Genomic DNA, 15,144 nt, shown 5'->3' on the forward strand with positions numbered 1-15,144 from the left:
AATTATCGTTTATCGATAGCTTTGAAAGGTCTTAAAGTTTCACCCACATAAATCTGACGTGGACGACCAATTGGTTCGTTATTTAAACGCATTTCTCGCCATTGAGAAATCCATCCAGGTAAACGACCTAAAGCGAACATTACCGTAAACATGTCGGTTGGAATCCCCATAGCTCTATAAATAATACCAGAATAGAAATCAACATTCGGATATAGTTTTCTGTCTACAAAGTATGGATCTTGTAGCGCCTCTTCCTCAAGAGCCTTCGCTATATTTAAAATTGGATCTTCTACGCCTAAATCGTTTAAAATTTCATCTGCAGCTTTTTTGATAATTTTAGCTCTTGGATCAAAATTCTTATAAACACGATGTCCAAAGCCCATTAATCTAAATGGATCTTCTTTATCTTTAGCTTTCGCCATGTATTTAGCCGTATCTCCATCATCATCATTAATAGCTTCAAGCATTTCAAGAACTGCTTGGTTTGCACCGCCGTGAAGAGGACCCCAAAGCGCCGAAATACCAGTAGAAAGAGAAGCAAATAATCCTACATGAGAAGAACCTGCAATTCTTACCGTTGATGTAGAACAATTTTGCTCATGATCACCGTGAAGAATTAATAATTTATCCAATGCATTTACTACTATTGGGTTGAATTTATATTCTTCGTTAGGTTGTTTAAACATCATTTTCAAGATGTTTTCTACATAACCTAAATTTTTATCACCGTAGTCCAATGGCAGACCATTCTTTTTTCTAAAAGTCCAAGCTACTAAAACTGGGAATTTCCCCAATATTTTAACAATAGCTTTATACATATCCTCTTCAGATTTTACATTGACTGAAGATGGGTTAAACGCCGTTAACGCACTTGTTAAAGAGGCTAAAACACCCATTGGATGTGCAGATTTCGGAAACGCATCTACAATTTTACGCAAATCTTCATCTACAACTGATTGCGCTTTAATATCTGTATGAAATTTATCTAATTGTGTATGTGTTGGTAATTCACCAAAAATCAACAAGTATGCAACTTCTAGAAAATCTGCTTTTTCAGCTAACTCCTCAATAGAATATCCACGGTATCTTAAAATTCCTTTTTCACCATCTAAAAACGTAATAGCACTTTCACAAGAGCCAGTATTTTTATAGCCTGGATCGATAGTAACAACACCATTGGTTATGCTTCTTAAATTTTTAATATCAATACCAACTTCATTTTCTGTTCCCTTAATTAAAGGAAGTTCGTGCTTTTCACCATTAATCTCTAAAGTAGCCGTGTTTGCCATATATGTATTTAATTATTATAATTTGTAATTCAATTCTTTTTCAGTGCTACGAAAATACGAAATATCTACCTATTTTTAAAGGCAATTAACAAGGTTTTATCAATAAAGATATTGGTAAAATTGATACAAAAAAATAGCCCTTATTAGTTTTCTAATAAGGGCTATTATAAATTATTTGATTTACGTTAAAAACGAACAAAGCTTTAGTGTAAAAACACGCATTATCTCTTTATTTTAAAAGCTTTATTTTGAGGAAAATACGCCGTATCTCCTAATTCTTCTTCTATACGCAGTAATTGATTGTATTTGGCCATACGATCACTACGCGATGCAGAACCTGTTTTAATTTGTCCACAGTTTAAAGCCACTGCTAAATCGGCAATTGTATAATCTTCTGTTTCACCGGAGCGATGAGACATTACAGTCGTATATCCGGCATTATGCGCCATATTTACAGCAGCGATCGTTTCGGTTAGTGTTCCTATTTGATTTACTTTAATCAGTATAGAATTAGCTGTGTTCTGCTCAATTCCTTTAGACAAACGCTCTACATTAGTTACAAAAACATCATCACCTACTATTTGCACTTTATCACCAATTAATTCGGTTAGGTATTTCCAACCTTCCCAGTCATCTTCATCCATACCATCTTCAACAGATATAATTGGATATTTGCTACATAATTCAGCAATATAATCAGCTTGCTCCTTACTATTTCTTAATTGACCTGAACCGCCTTCAAATTTTTTATAATCATATTTACCATCTACATAAAACTCTGCTGCTGCACAGTCTAAAGCAATCATAATATCATCTCCAAATTTGTATCCTGCATTTTCAACTGCTTTTTTAATAGTATCCAGAGCATCTTCGGTTCCGCCTTCTAAATTTGGCGCAAAACCACCTTCATCACCAACAGATGTACTTAAACCGCGATCGTGCAGTACGGATTTTAAATGGTGAAATATTTCTGTTCCCATTTGCATAGCATGGCTAAAGTTATTTGCTTTAACCGGCATAATCATAAATTCCTGAAAAGCAATAGGGGCATCACTATGTGAACCACCGTTAATGATATTCATCATAGGAACCGGAAGTGTATTAGCTGAAACACCACCGATGTATCTATATAATGGCAAACCTAATTCATGAGCAGCCGCTTTTGCCGCTGCTAGAGAAACACCTAAAATAGCGTTTGCTCCCAAATTAGATTTGTTAGGCGTCCCATCTAATTCAATCATGATCTGATCTATTGAATTCTGTTCAAAAACCGATGTTCCTAATAATTCTTGGGCTATAATTGTATTCACGTGTTTAACCGCTTTAGTAACTCCTTTCCCCATAAAATCGGTTCCACCGTCGCGTAACTCTACAGCTTCATGCTCACCTGTTGAGGCTCCAGAAGGAACAGCTGCACGACCTAAAAAGCCATTTTCAGTAGTTACATCTACTTCAATAGTTGGATTACCACGAGAATCAAAAATTTGTCTAGCGTGAATATCTATAATAATGCTCATAAGATTAAATTTTATTTTATTGTTTAGCGCCGTAAATTTACGAAATCATTCAATTATGGTAAATGGGGACTGACACTATTATAATTAATTTTTACGAGACGCTGATAATAACTAATAAACCCCAAACAACTTTAAAGCAGTTTGGGGTTTTTATGTTTAAGCGTTCTTGATATTTTCAATAAATTGATCGAAAAGATAGTTAGAGTCGTTAGGCCCTGGATTAGCTTCTGGATGATATTGAACAGAAAAACAGTTTTTAGATTTCATTTTAATACCAGCCACAGTATGATCATTTAAATGAACATGGGTGATTTCAATATCAGGATGTTGTTCAGTTTGTTCTCTATTAATAGCAAAACCATGGTTTTGAGATGTAATTTCACCTTTTGACGTCACCAAGTTTTTTACCGGATGATTAATTCCGCGATGTCCGTTATGCATTTTATAGGTTGAAATCCCATTGGCGAGTGCAATTACCTGATGTCCTAAACAAATTCCAAATAATGGTAAGTTACGAGCAATAATTTCTTTTGCTAAAGATTGAGCTTCGACTAAAGGTTCCGGATCTCCAGGTCCATTAGACAAGAAATACCCATTAGGTTTAAAAGCTTCTAATTCTTCAAATTTAGCATTGTAAGGAAACACTTTTATATATACGTCTCGATCAGCTAAATTCTTTAAAATACTCCTTTTAATGCCTATATCTAAAGCTGCTATTTTATAAGTAGCATTTTCATCGCCATAAAAATAAGGTTCTTTCGTAGATACTTTTGAAGCTAACTCCAAACCATCCATACTTGGCACTTCAGCTAACTGTTTTTTCAAAAGGTCTATATTATCAACATCTGTAGAAATTAGTGCATTCATAGCACCGTGATCACGAATATAACTCACTAGAGCTCGAGTATCCACATCTGATATAGCTAATACGTTATGCTTATCAAAAAATTGTTCTAAACTACCTTCTGCTGAATCTCTAGAATAACTAAAGCTGAAATTTTTACAAATAAGACCTGATATTTTTACAGTATCAGATTCCATTTCATCAGAATGAGTTCCGTAGTTACCAATGTGGGCATTGGTTGAAACCATTAACTGTCCGAAATAAGATGGATCTGTAAAAATTTCTTGATAACCGGTGGCGCCTGTATTAAAACATACTTCGCCAAAAGCGGTACCTTTTTTCCCAATTGATTTGCCATGAAAGATAGTTCCGTCTGCTAAAAGAACGATGGCTTTTTCTCTTTTATTATATTTCATACGTTAGAAAAGTTTGGCAAAATTGCACAAAAAAAAGGATAAACTAAAATGTTTATGGACTAATTAATTATTGATTGAAAATCATAGTAGCATTTGTCTTATAAATAGCATTTAAAACAAACAAAATTTTATTTATTTCACTATTTAGTTTTAGTAGATTTTAATAAGAACGTTAGTTAAAATTACATGGACTTTTAGATACATTAAAGTTCTATTAAAAATTCACTAATATTTAGACACAAAAAAGGGTAAATTATACAATTTACCCTTTTTTATTACTTATCGTTAATATAATTTAACGTCTACTCTTCCTCTTCGCTTGACGCTTTAGCATCTGTTGCAGGAGCAGCAGCTGGTTTAGAACCACCTCTTCTGCTTCTACGCGTAGTTTTCTTAGTACCTTTATCTACATTATAGATTTCGTTGTAATCAACCAATTCTATCATGGCCATATCAGCATTATCACCTAAACGATTACCTAACTTGATAATACGTGTATATCCACCTGGACGATCACCGATTTTAGGAGCAACATCTCTGAATAATTCAGTAACTGCATCCGTTTGTCTTAATCTAGCCATTACAATACGTCTGTTGTGCGTAGTGTCTACTTTAGATTTAGTAATCATAGGTTCAACAAACTGCTTTAACGCTTTCGCTTTAGCTACTGTTGTGTTAATACGTTTATGTTCAATTAATGAACAAGCCATATTAGCTAACATAGCTTTTCTGTGAGCAGTTTTTCTACTTAAATGGTTTATTTTTTTTCCGTGTCTCATGACCTTTGTTTTTAACCTTCATCTTGCTGCTACCCTTTATTGAGGAGCAAAATATGAGGAATTAATCTTTATCTAATTTGTATTTTGATAAATCCATTCCGAAATTAAGACCTTTAACGTTTACAAGCTCTTCTAGCTCTGTCAAAGATTTCTTACCGAAGTTACGGAACTTCATTAAATCGTTTTTGTTGAATGATACTAAGTCGCCTAATGTATCAACTTCAGCAGCTTTTAAACAGTTTAATGCACGAACTGATAAGTCCATATCAACCAATTTGGTTTTTAATAACTGTCTCATGTGAAGCGATTCTTCATCATAAGTTTCTGTTTGTGCAATTTCATCAGCTTCTAATGTAATACGCTCATCAGAGAATAACATAAAGTGATGAATAAGTGTTTTAGCAGCTTCGGTTAAAGCGTCTTGTGGACTTATTGAACCATCTGTCATGATTTCGAAAACTAACTTTTCGTAATCTGTTTTTTGCTCTACACGGAAGTTTTCAATGCTATATTTAACATTCTTAATAGGCGTGTAAATAGAATCCGTAAAAATCGTACCAATTGGTGCAGAAGCTTTCTTATTTTCTTCAGCAGGCACATAACCTCTACCTTTTTCTATAGTAAGTTCCATATTAATATTTACTTTAGGATCTAAATTACAGATTACTAGTTCTGAATTTAATACTTGGAATCCTGAAATAAATTTTTGGAAATCGCCAGCAGTGATTTGATCTTGACCAGAAATAGAAATAGAAACAGACTCATTATCTACATCCTCTATTTGTCTTTTAAAACGAACTTGTTTTAAGTTTAAAATAATTTCTGTTACGTCTTCAACCACACCAGCAATTGTTGAGAATTCGTGATCTACTCCTTCTATTCTAACTGATGTCATTGCAAAACCTTCCAAAGAAGATAATAAAACTCTTCTTAAAGCATTTCCTACCGTTAAACCATAACCTGGTTCTAAAGGTCTAAATTCGAACTTCCCTTCAAAGTCCGTTGAATCAATCATGATTACTTTGTCGGGCTTCTGAAAATTAAATACTGCCATAATTTCTTCGTTTTAATTGTTATTTAGTTGCGCGATTTAAGAGTATGAAGAAGACTTATAAATCCTTTGGCTAAACACCAATATAATTAATATATTATTTAGAATATAATTCAACGATCAATTGCTCATTGATGTTTTCTGGAATTTGAAGTCTAGCAGGAACAGATACGTAAGTACCTTCTGACGTAGATGTATTCCATGTAATCCACTCATAAACTTTACTTGAATTAGCTAAAGAACTTGTTATAGCATCAAGTGATTTTGATTTTTCTCTAACGGCTACAACATCTCCAGCTTGAAGTTGGTAAGAAGGAATGTTTACTATTTCACCATTAACGGTAATATGTCTGTGAGAAACTAATTGTCTAGCACCGCTTCTTGAAGGAGAAACTCCCATTCTGAAAACAACGTTATCTAAACGTGACTCACAATATTGTAACAACACAGTACCTGTAATTCCAGGAGCACCAGTTGCTTTTTTAAACATGTTTCTAAATTGCTTCTCTAAAATACCATAAGTATATTTAGCTTTTTGCTTTTCCATTAATTGGATTGCATATTCAGATTTCTTTCCACGACGCTTGTTAGCACCATGTTGACCTGGAGGATAATTTCTTTTTTCAAAAGATTTATCTTCTCCATATATAGCTTCGCCAAATTTACGCGCTATTTTAGTTTTAGGACCAGTATATCTTGCCATTTTATATTTTGTTTTGAGAGGGTTTATGAATTAAGGTCTTAATCTTATCCTTCGATAACCATTTTATCTCTCGTTAATACTTGTTATTAATTTTTTTTCAGTTTGCAAATTTACATATAAATATTGACATCAACTATATAAAAATAGCTGATGTCAAAGTTTACTTAATATATAAATTATACACGTCTTCTTTTTGGAGGACGACAACCGTTATGCGGTAATGGTGTAACATCAATAATTTCTGTTACTTCAATACCTGCATTATGCAGTGAACGAATAGCAGATTCTCTACCATTTCCAGGGCCTTTTACATACACTTTCACTTTCTTCAAGCCTGCTGCTTGTGCTACAGCTGCAGCATCTTCAGCAGCCGTTTGGGCAGCGTAAGGTGTATTCTTTTTAGATCCACGGAATCCCATTTTACCAGCTGAAGACCACGAAATTACATCGCCTTTTTTGTTGGTAAGAGACACAATGATGTTGTTAAATGATGCAGCTATATGTGCTTCACCAACAGCGTCTACTATTACTTTACGTTTTTTTGTAATTGACTTTGCCATATTGTTATAGTTTCTAGTTGTTAGTTTTTAGTTGTTAGAATCCTAAACATTGCTATTTCAAACAGATTCATCTAACGGCTAAACTCTAATGACTAATGTCTAATAATTATTTAGTTGCCATTTTTTTGTTAGCAACAGTTTTTCTTCTACCTTTTCTAGTTCTAGAGTTGTTTTTAGTACGTTGTCCACGTAATGGAAGTCCAGATCTATGACGGATTCCTCTGTAACAACCAATGTCCATTAATCGCTTAATGTTCATTTGCGTTTCAGAACGTAGTTCACCTTCTATAGTAAACGAACCGATTGTTTCACGAATCTTTCCGATTTCGTCATCTGTCCAATCTTGAACTTTTGTACTTTCTTCTACTTTAGCTTCTGCTAAAATATCTTTTGCTCTACTTCTACCTATTCCATAGATATAAGTAAGCGAGATAACACCTCTTTTGTTTTTTGGTATGTCTACACCTGCAATTCTTGCCATAATTATCCTTGTCTTTGTTTGAATCTAGGATTCTTTTTGTTAATGACGTAAAGTCTACCTTTTCTGCGGACGATTTTACAGTCTGCACTCCTTTTTTTAACTGATGCTCTAACTTTCATCTGTTCCTTTTTATTAGTTTTAAACTGTTAGATAAAACCTTACGGCTTATCCTTTTAGTATCTATAAGTTATTCGAGCCTTCGTTAAATCGTAAGGACTCATTTCTAATTTCACTTTATCACCTGGTAACAACTTAATGTAATGCATACGCATTTTTCCAGAAATATGTGCTGTCACAATGTGACCATTCTCTAATTCAACACGAAACATAGCATTTGATAATGCTTCAATAATCGTTCCGTCTTGCTCTATTGCTGATTGCTTTGCCATAGTATACTTATTGAGCTACTGCTTTTCTATTTTTACCTGTTTTCATTAAGCCATCGTAATGCCTATTTAACAAGTATGAATTAACTTGTTGCATAGTATCGATTGCCACTCCAACCATAATTAATAGTGATGTACCACCGAAAAACAATGCCCATCCAGATTGTACGTTCATAAGTGAAACGATAATCGCCGGGAACACAGCAATAAGGGCTAAAAACATTGAACCTGGTAAGGTTATTTGCGACATAATTCTGTCTAAATATTCCGATGTTTCAGTTCCTGGACGAATCCCTGGAATAAATCCACCACTACGCTTTAAGTCATCTGCCATTTTATTGGTAGGTACCGTAATTGCCGTATAGAAATATGTAAAAACAATAATTAATAATGCAAAAACTAAATTATACCAGAAACCAAATATATCTGCAAAGTTAGTAGCCATCCATTGTCCACTTGCCGTATCTTTCAGGAAAGATGATCCTCCAATTAAACCTGGTACAAACATAATTGCCTGTGCAAATATAATTGGCATAACACCTGAAGCATTAAGCTTTAAAGGAATATACTGTCTTGATCCAAATACGTTTTTCTCATAACCACCAGAAGCAGTTCTTCTTGCATATTGTACAGCAATCCGTCTAACTCCCATAACCAACATAATTGATGCCAGAATGATTAAAAGCCAGATTACCAATTCAAAAAGAATAAGCATAACACTGTTCGATTCTAATCTAGAAGAAGCATTTAATAAGAAGTTTTTAGGTAATGTAGCAATAATACCCACCATAATTAATAATGAAATACCATTACCAATACCTTTATCTGTAATCTTTTCACCTAACCACATCGCAAAGATACAACCTGTAACTAAAATGACTATAGATGAGAAATAAAACAAACCACCTTGACCTAACAAGAATGCCGAAGGCGGAATTCCTAAAGCCGGTAAGCTTGCTAAATAACCTGGAGCTTGAACTAAACAAATAGCGATGGTTAACCAACGCGTAATTTGATTAATTTTCTTTTGACCACTAGCACCTTCCTTTTGTAGTTTTTGCAAATAAGGAATAGCTATTCCCATTAACTGAACTACAATAGAGGCCGAAATATAAGGCATAATACCCAATGCAAAAACAGAAGCATTTGCAAAAGCACCTCCTGTAAAAGCATTTAATAAACCTAATAAACCATCTTCAGTATTACCTTGTAAACCTTCTAATTGCGCCGCATCAATCCCAGGTAATACAACCTGAGCACCAAAACGATAAACTAATAGCAAACTTAATGTAACAATAATTCTGTTTCTTAGTTCTTCTATTTTCCAAACATTTTTTAATGTCTCTATAAATTTCATGCGCTTAAATTAGATTATAACGTTACTACTTCACCTCCTGCAGCCTCAATTGCAGCTTTTGCTGAAGCGGTAAATTTATGTGCAGATACTTTTAATTTTGAAGTTAATTCACCACGACCCATAATCTTAACAAGATCATTCTTCGTAATAAGACCTAAAGCCATTAATGTTTCAAAATCTACTGTATCCTTAATTTTCTTATCGTCAACCAATTTTTGAAGCGTATCAAGATTTACACCTTGATGCTCTATACGATTGATATTCGTGAAGCCAAATTTAGGAACACGTCTTTGAAGAGGCATTTGACCACCTTCAAATCCAACTTTCTTAGAATAACCAGAACGAGACTTTGCTCCTTTGTGACCACGAGTTGCCGTACCACCTTTACCAGAACCTTGTCCTCTACCTATTCTTTTTCCTTGACCTTTAACTGAACCTTCTGCAGGTTTTAAATTACTTAAATCCATTTTTCAGTATTATTAGTTCGTTTCTTCAACAGAAACTAAATGTGAAACTTTAGCGACCATTCCAAGGATATTTGGATTGGCTTCATGCTCTACAACTTGACCAATTTTTTTAAGACCAAGAGCTTCTAAAGTTCTTTTTTGTCTTAATGTACGATTGATTGCGCTTCTAACTTTTGTTACTTTTATCTTTGCCATCGTTATTATCCTTTAAATACTTTTTCAAGAGAAATTCCTCTGTCACGAGCAATTGTTTTAGCGTCTCTTAATTGCAATAATGCATCAAAAGTTGCTTTTACAACGTTATGTGGGTTAGATGAACCTTGAGATTTTGATAATACATCAACAATTCCTACTGACTCTAGAACAACTCTAACTGCTCCACCAGCAATAACCCCTGTACCAGGAGCTGCAGGAATAATGTTTACTCTTGCTCCACCATACTTACCTTTTTGTTCGTGTGGTATTGTTCCTTTTAAAATAGGAATACGTACTAAACTTTTCTTAGCGTCTTCTAAAGCTTTAGCAATTGCACTAGCCACATCTTTAGATTTCCCTAAACCTTGACCTACAACACCTGCTTCATCTCCAACAACAACAATTGCTGAAAATCCGAATGCTCTACCACCTTTAGTTACTTTTGTAACTCTTTGTACTCCAATTAAACGATCTTTAAGATCTAATCCACTTGGTTTTACTAGCTCTGCGCTTTTGTATTTTTGATACATAATTTCTTAAAATTTAAGTCCTGCTTCTCTAGCACCTTCTGCTAATGATTTTACTCTTCCGTGATATAAAGAACCACCTCTATCAAAAGAGATAGTGTTTATACCTGCCTTAAGGGCTCTTTCAGCAACAGATTTCCCTACCAATGTAGCAATTTCTGATTTTGTACCTTTTGCAGAACTAATGTCCTTATCTCTTGAAGATGCTGCGCTGATAGTTCTACCAGTCACGTCATCTACAACTTGTGCATAAATTTCTTTATTGCTTCTAAAAACAGATAATCTTGGTCTAGTTTCTGTTCCAGAAACTATTTTTCGAACTCTGTTTTTTATTCTAACTCGTCTTTCGTTCTTTGTTAATGCCATAACTTACTTATTAAGCTGATTTACCTGCTTTTCTTCTTAATTCTTCGCCAACAAACTTCACACCTTTTCCTTTGTAAGGTTCTGGTCTTCTAAAGCCGCGAATTTTAGCAGCTACTTGACCTACAAGTTGTTTGTCATGAGATGTTAATTTAATTATTGGATTTTTTCCTTTATCTGATACTGTTTCAATTTTTACTTCTGGAGCAACATCGATTACAATATTATGCGAAAAACCTAAAGCCAATTCAAGTTTTTGTCCTTGACTATTTGCTCTATATCCAACACCTACTAACTCTAATTGTTTAGTCCATCCTTTAGATACACCTTCGATCATATTATCGATAAGTGATCTATAAAGACCATGTTTTGCTTTTTCGTCTTTCTTCTCAGAAAAACGCTCAACTATAACATTTCCTTCTTCAACTTTAATTGCTACGCTAGAAAACTCTTGTGATAATTCACCTAATTTCCCTTTTACCGTAACCACATTATCGTTGATTTCAACTGTAACTCCTTCTGGAATTACTACTGGGCTATTACCTATTCTTGACATGTTTTATAGTCTTTTTTAATTAGTAAACGTAACAAAGTACTTCTCCTCCAACATTGTCTCTCTCTGCTTGCTTACCTGTCATAACGCCATGTGACGTTGAAACAATTGCAATACCAAGACCGTTAAGAATTCTTGGAAGTTCTTTAGAGTTAGAGTACTTACGTAAACCTGGTTTACTTATTCTCTGAATCTTCTTAATTACAGACTCTTTAGTTTCTTTGTTGTATTTAAGAGCTATTTTAATAGTTCCTTGTACAGCTGAATCTTCAAATTTGTAACTTAAAATATATCCTTGATCGAATAATATTTTAGTGATTTCTTTCTTTAAATTAGATGCTGGAATCTCTACCACTCTGTGGTTAGCTAGAACTGCATTTCTAATTCGTGTTAAATAATCCGCGATTGGATCTGTATTCATAATTATAAATTTGCGGTAACGGTTTTTAATCTCGACTATTCTGGATTAAACCTATAACCAATTAATATTTCTATTTACCAGCTTGCTTTTCTTACGCCAGGTATTAATCCTTGGTTTGCCATTTGTCTAAACATTACACGAGACAATCCAAATGTTCTCATATAACCTCTAGGTCTTCCTGTTAATTTACAACGGTTGTGTAAACGCACAGGCGAAGCATCTTTAGGTAACCTTTGTAATGCTTCATAATCGCCAGCTTCTTTTAAAGCTTTACGTTTTTCTGCATATTTAGCTACTGTTTTTTCTCTTTTTACCTCACGGGCTTTCATTGATTCTTTAGCCATATCTTAATTCTTTTGAAAAGGTAATCCCAATTCGGTTAATAGTGATTTTGCTTCTTTATCAGTTGCTGCATTGGTAACAAATGAAATATCCATTCCTGAAATTTTGTTCACTTTATCAATGTCAATTTCTGGAAAGATAATTTGTTCAGTAATTCCTAAATTGTAATTACCTCTACCATCAAATCCTGTAGCTTTAATACCACTAAAATCTCTTACTCGCGGTAAAGCTGAAGTAATTAAACGGTCTAAAAATTCATACATTTTTTCACCACGTAAAGTTACTTTAGCGCCAATTGGCATCCCTTTACGTAATTTAAATGAAGCAACATCCTTTTTAGAGATTGTTGCTATTGCGCGTTGTCCTGTTATAGTTGTTAACTCTTCCACTGCGTGGTCAATTAACTTTTTGTCTGCAACTGCTGCACCTACACCTTTAGATACTACTATCTTTTGTAGTTTAGGTACTTGCATAACATTATTATAACCAAATTCATCCTTAAGAGCGGCAATTATTCTGCCTTTGTACTCTTCTTTAAGTCTCGGTGTATATCCCATAACTATATTACTTCATTTGATTTTTTTAGAAAATCTCACTTTTTTGTCGCCTTCCATTCTGTATCCAACACGAGTCTCTTCACCTTTAGCGGTTAATAAAGACAGGTTAGATATATGAATAGCTGCTTCTTTTTCAACGATTCCACCTTGAGGACTTTGTGCACTTGGTTTCATATGCTTTTTCACCATGTTCACACCCTCAACAATCGCCTTGTTCTTATCTATTAATACCTTCATTACTTTACCTTCAGATCCTTTATGGTCTCCAGCAATAACTTTAACAGTATCTCCTGATTTTATTTTAAGCTTTGTCATTTTATTTTTCATTAAAGCACTTCAGGTGCTAATGATACAATTTTCATGAATTGTTTATCACGAAGTTCTCTCGCAACAGGACCAAATACACGTGTTCCTCTCATTTCACCCGTTGGGTTTAATAAAACACATGCGTTATCATCAAATCTAATATAAGATCCGTCTGGTCTTCTTACTTCTTTTTTAGTACGTACGATTACTGCAGTAGAAACAGCACCTTTTTTAATGTTTCCATTAGGTGTTGCATCTTTTACGGAAACAACTATTTTGTCTCCTACAGAAGCGTAACGTCTTTTAGTACCACCTAAGACACGAATGGTTAAAACCTCTTTCGCTCCGGTGTTATCAGCTACTTTTAATCTTGATTCAGTTTGTAACATAATTACTTCGCTCTTTCAATTATTTCAACTAATCTCCAACATTTGGATTTACTCATAGGTCGTGTTTCCATGATCTTTACAGTATCTCCAATGTTACAATCGTTCGTTTCATCGTGTGCAACATATTTCTTAGTTTTCAACACGAACTTTCCGTACATAGGATGCTTAACTTTCTTAACTTCAGCTACTACAATAGACTTCTGCATCTTATTACTAGTAACAATTCCTATACGTTCTTTTCTTAAATTTCTTGTTTCCATCATTCTGCAGAATTATTGTAATTCTCGTTTTGTTAATTCTGTTGCAATTCTTGCTACTATTCTTCTTGCAGAACGCAACTGAATTGGATTTTCTAGAGGCGAAATTGCATGAGTTAATTTCATATCTGAATAACTCTTTTTTGTCTCACCAAGCTTCTCTTGTAACTCGGCTACAGATAATTCTTTAATTTCTGATTGTTTCATAGTATTAATAAATTATGCTTCGTAATCTCTAGCGATTATAAATTTAGTTTTGACTGGCAGTTTCTGTGCTGCCAATCTTAATGCTTCTTTAGCAACGTCTAGTGGTACTCCACCGAGTTCAAAAAGTATACGACCAGGCTTAACTATAGCTACCCAATATTCTACGGCACCTTTACCTTTACCCATACGTACTTCAAGAGGTTTCTTTGTAATAGGCTTATCTGGAAAAATTTTGATCCAGATAGATCCTTCTCTCTTCATGAAACGTGTAGCGGCAATACGTGCTGCTTCAATTTGACGTGCTGTAACAAAGCTAGTGTCCATTGACTTTATACCAAAGGTTCCGCTAGATAGTTCATGCCCTCTTCCGGCATTTCCTTTCATACGTCCTTTTTGTTGCTTACGAAATTTTGTTCTTTTAGGCTGTAACATTCTTTCTTTTCTTTAAAAAATTACTTTCTACGACGAGGTTTATTATCTCTATTTCCACCACGTCCACCTTTTCCTTGCTTTTTAGATAATCCAACAAGCGGAGAAAGCTCTCTTTTACCATATACTTCACCTTTCATGATCCATACTTTCACACCTAATCTACCATAAGTAGTATGTGCTTCAACTAAAGCATAGTCAATATCGGCTCTAAAGGTTGATAAAGGAATACGTCCTTCTTTATAATGTTCGCTACGTGCCATTTCAGCACCATTTAAACGACCACTAATCTGAATTTTTATTCCTTCAGCATTCATTCTCATAGTTGCTGCAATGGCCATCTTAATCGCACGTCTATAAGAAATACGGTTTTCAATTTGACGAGCCACACTAGAAGCAACTAAAAACGCATCAAGTTCCGGTCTTTTAATTTCAAATATATTTATTTGAACTTCCTTTCCTGTAATATTCTTAAGTTCTTCTTTTAACTTGTCTACCTCTTGACCGCCTTTACCTATAATGATACCAGGACGAGCCGTTGTGATAGTAACGGTTACAAGTTTAAGCGTACGCTCAATAATTACTCGTGATACACTAGCTTTAGATAGACGTGCATGAACGTACTTTCTGATCTTATCGTCTTCGGCAAGTTTATCACCATAATCGTTTCCTCCATACCAGTTAGACTCCCATCCTCTGATAATTCCTAAGCGATTTCCGATTGGATTTGTTTTTTGTCCCATATCTC

General features: G+C 34.3%; 25 protein-coding genes. All 25 read right to left on the minus strand.

All coding sequences use genetic code 11. From position 1 onward, the window contains the following. Positions 1 to 2: 2 nt before the first annotated feature. Positions 3 to 1,289: a citrate synthase gene (locus BZARG_RS04330; RefSeq protein WP_008635982.1), complete on the minus strand. Its 1,287-nt coding sequence runs from the start codon at positions 1,287 to 1,289 to the stop codon at positions 3 to 5. Positions 1,290 to 1,510: 221 nt separating this feature from the next. Further along, on the minus strand, positions 1,511 to 2,806 hold the full coding sequence (eno, locus tag BZARG_RS04335) for a phosphopyruvate hydratase (protein WP_008635873.1): 1,296 nt from the start codon (positions 2,804 to 2,806) through the stop codon (positions 1,511 to 1,513). Between the two features lie 156 nt (positions 2,807 to 2,962). Next, a complete protein-coding gene (carA, locus tag BZARG_RS04340) occupies positions 2,963 to 4,066 on the minus strand; it encodes a glutamine-hydrolyzing carbamoyl-phosphate synthase small subunit (protein WP_008635819.1) in 1,104 nt (367 codons plus the stop codon). 302 nt (positions 4,067 to 4,368) lie between these two features. Continuing rightward, the gene (rplQ, locus tag BZARG_RS04345; RefSeq protein ID WP_008635840.1) at positions 4,369 to 4,845 is read right to left on the minus strand and encodes a 50S ribosomal protein L17; all 477 of its coding nucleotides are present in this window, start codon (positions 4,843 to 4,845) and stop codon (positions 4,369 to 4,371) included. 61 nt (positions 4,846 to 4,906) lie between these two features. Beyond that, complete coding sequence (locus BZARG_RS04350; protein WP_008635981.1) at positions 4,907 to 5,899, minus strand: DNA-directed RNA polymerase subunit alpha; 993 nt, start codon at positions 5,897 to 5,899, stop codon at positions 4,907 to 4,909. 94 nt (positions 5,900 to 5,993) lie between these two features. Beyond that, positions 5,994 to 6,599: a 30S ribosomal protein S4 gene (gene rpsD, locus BZARG_RS04355; RefSeq protein ID WP_008635928.1), complete on the minus strand. Its 606-nt coding sequence runs from the start codon at positions 6,597 to 6,599 to the stop codon at positions 5,994 to 5,996. A gap of 176 nt (positions 6,600 to 6,775) precedes the next feature. Then, positions 6,776 to 7,159, minus strand: a complete 384-nt coding sequence (gene rpsK, locus BZARG_RS04360; RefSeq protein ID WP_008635786.1) for a 30S ribosomal protein S11 — start codon at positions 7,157 to 7,159, stop codon at positions 6,776 to 6,778. Positions 7,160 to 7,265: 106 nt separating this feature from the next. Beyond that, entirely contained in the window at positions 7,266 to 7,640 is a 375-nt protein-coding gene (gene rpsM / locus BZARG_RS04365) for a 30S ribosomal protein S13 (RefSeq protein ID WP_008635975.1), read from the minus strand. 2 nt (positions 7,641 to 7,642) lie between these two features. Further along, positions 7,643 to 7,759, minus strand: coding sequence for a type B 50S ribosomal protein L36 (gene ykgO / locus BZARG_RS15440; RefSeq protein WP_013305171.1), 117 nt, complete (start codon positions 7,757 to 7,759; stop codon positions 7,643 to 7,645). 54 nt (positions 7,760 to 7,813) lie between these two features. Next, positions 7,814 to 8,029: a translation initiation factor IF-1 gene (infA, locus tag BZARG_RS04370; protein ID WP_008636002.1), complete on the minus strand. Its 216-nt coding sequence runs from the start codon at positions 8,027 to 8,029 to the stop codon at positions 7,814 to 7,816. Between the two features lie 7 nt (positions 8,030 to 8,036). Then, positions 8,037 to 9,383, minus strand: coding sequence for a preprotein translocase subunit SecY (secY, locus tag BZARG_RS04375; protein WP_008635860.1), 1,347 nt, complete (start codon positions 9,381 to 9,383; stop codon positions 8,037 to 8,039). 14 nt (positions 9,384 to 9,397) lie between these two features. Further along, positions 9,398 to 9,850, minus strand: coding sequence for a 50S ribosomal protein L15 (rplO, locus tag BZARG_RS04380; protein WP_008635937.1), 453 nt, complete (start codon positions 9,848 to 9,850; stop codon positions 9,398 to 9,400). Between the two features lie 12 nt (positions 9,851 to 9,862). Beyond that, on the minus strand, positions 9,863 to 10,045 hold the full coding sequence (gene rpmD, locus BZARG_RS04385; RefSeq protein ID WP_008636034.1) for a 50S ribosomal protein L30: 183 nt from the start codon (positions 10,043 to 10,045) through the stop codon (positions 9,863 to 9,865). A 5-nt stretch (positions 10,046 to 10,050) separates the two neighbouring features. Next, positions 10,051 to 10,575, minus strand: a complete 525-nt coding sequence (gene rpsE / locus BZARG_RS04390) for a 30S ribosomal protein S5 (protein ID WP_008635938.1) — start codon at positions 10,573 to 10,575, stop codon at positions 10,051 to 10,053. Positions 10,576 to 10,581: 6 nt separating this feature from the next. Beyond that, positions 10,582 to 10,938 (minus strand): 50S ribosomal protein L18, encoded by a 357-nt coding sequence (gene rplR / locus BZARG_RS04395; protein ID WP_008635905.1) that lies wholly within the window; start codon positions 10,936 to 10,938, stop codon positions 10,582 to 10,584. Between the two features lie 10 nt (positions 10,939 to 10,948). Next, complete coding sequence (gene rplF, locus BZARG_RS04400; protein WP_008635822.1) at positions 10,949 to 11,491, minus strand: 50S ribosomal protein L6; 543 nt, start codon at positions 11,489 to 11,491, stop codon at positions 10,949 to 10,951. Positions 11,492 to 11,510: 19 nt separating this feature from the next. After that, complete coding sequence (gene rpsH, locus BZARG_RS04405; protein WP_008636015.1) at positions 11,511 to 11,909, minus strand: 30S ribosomal protein S8; 399 nt, start codon at positions 11,907 to 11,909, stop codon at positions 11,511 to 11,513. Positions 11,910 to 11,983: 74 nt separating this feature from the next. After that, positions 11,984 to 12,253, minus strand: a complete 270-nt coding sequence (gene rpsN, locus BZARG_RS04410) for a 30S ribosomal protein S14 (protein ID WP_008635779.1) — start codon at positions 12,251 to 12,253, stop codon at positions 11,984 to 11,986. Positions 12,254 to 12,256: 3 nt separating this feature from the next. Further along, complete coding sequence (rplE, locus tag BZARG_RS04415) at positions 12,257 to 12,808, minus strand: 50S ribosomal protein L5 (RefSeq protein ID WP_008635795.1); 552 nt, start codon at positions 12,806 to 12,808, stop codon at positions 12,257 to 12,259. Between the two features lie 12 nt (positions 12,809 to 12,820). Continuing rightward, positions 12,821 to 13,135: a 50S ribosomal protein L24 gene (rplX, locus tag BZARG_RS04420; protein WP_394330504.1), complete on the minus strand. Its 315-nt coding sequence runs from the start codon at positions 13,133 to 13,135 to the stop codon at positions 12,821 to 12,823. Beyond that, a complete protein-coding gene (gene rplN, locus BZARG_RS04425; protein ID WP_008635989.1) occupies positions 13,135 to 13,503 on the minus strand; it encodes a 50S ribosomal protein L14 in 369 nt (122 codons plus the stop codon). The genes rplX and rplN overlap by 1 nt, the downstream gene beginning before the upstream one ends. A 2-nt stretch (positions 13,504 to 13,505) precedes the next feature. Next, positions 13,506 to 13,763, minus strand: coding sequence for a 30S ribosomal protein S17 (gene rpsQ, locus BZARG_RS04430; protein ID WP_040288031.1), 258 nt, complete (start codon positions 13,761 to 13,763; stop codon positions 13,506 to 13,508). Between the two features lie 12 nt (positions 13,764 to 13,775). After that, complete coding sequence (gene rpmC / locus BZARG_RS04435; protein ID WP_008635957.1) at positions 13,776 to 13,967, minus strand: 50S ribosomal protein L29; 192 nt, start codon at positions 13,965 to 13,967, stop codon at positions 13,776 to 13,778. 12 nt (positions 13,968 to 13,979) lie between these two features. Next, a complete protein-coding gene (rplP, locus tag BZARG_RS04440; protein WP_008636007.1) occupies positions 13,980 to 14,399 on the minus strand; it encodes a 50S ribosomal protein L16 in 420 nt (139 codons plus the stop codon). A gap of 20 nt (positions 14,400 to 14,419) precedes the next feature. Beyond that, a complete protein-coding gene (gene rpsC / locus BZARG_RS04445) occupies positions 14,420 to 15,139 on the minus strand; it encodes a 30S ribosomal protein S3 (RefSeq protein ID WP_008636057.1) in 720 nt (239 codons plus the stop codon). Positions 15,140 to 15,144 lie beyond the last annotated feature (5 nt).

The organism is Bizionia argentinensis JUB59, assembly GCF_000224335.1.
Taxonomy (GTDB): domain Bacteria; phylum Bacteroidota; class Bacteroidia; order Flavobacteriales; family Flavobacteriaceae; genus Algorimicrobium; species Algorimicrobium argentinense.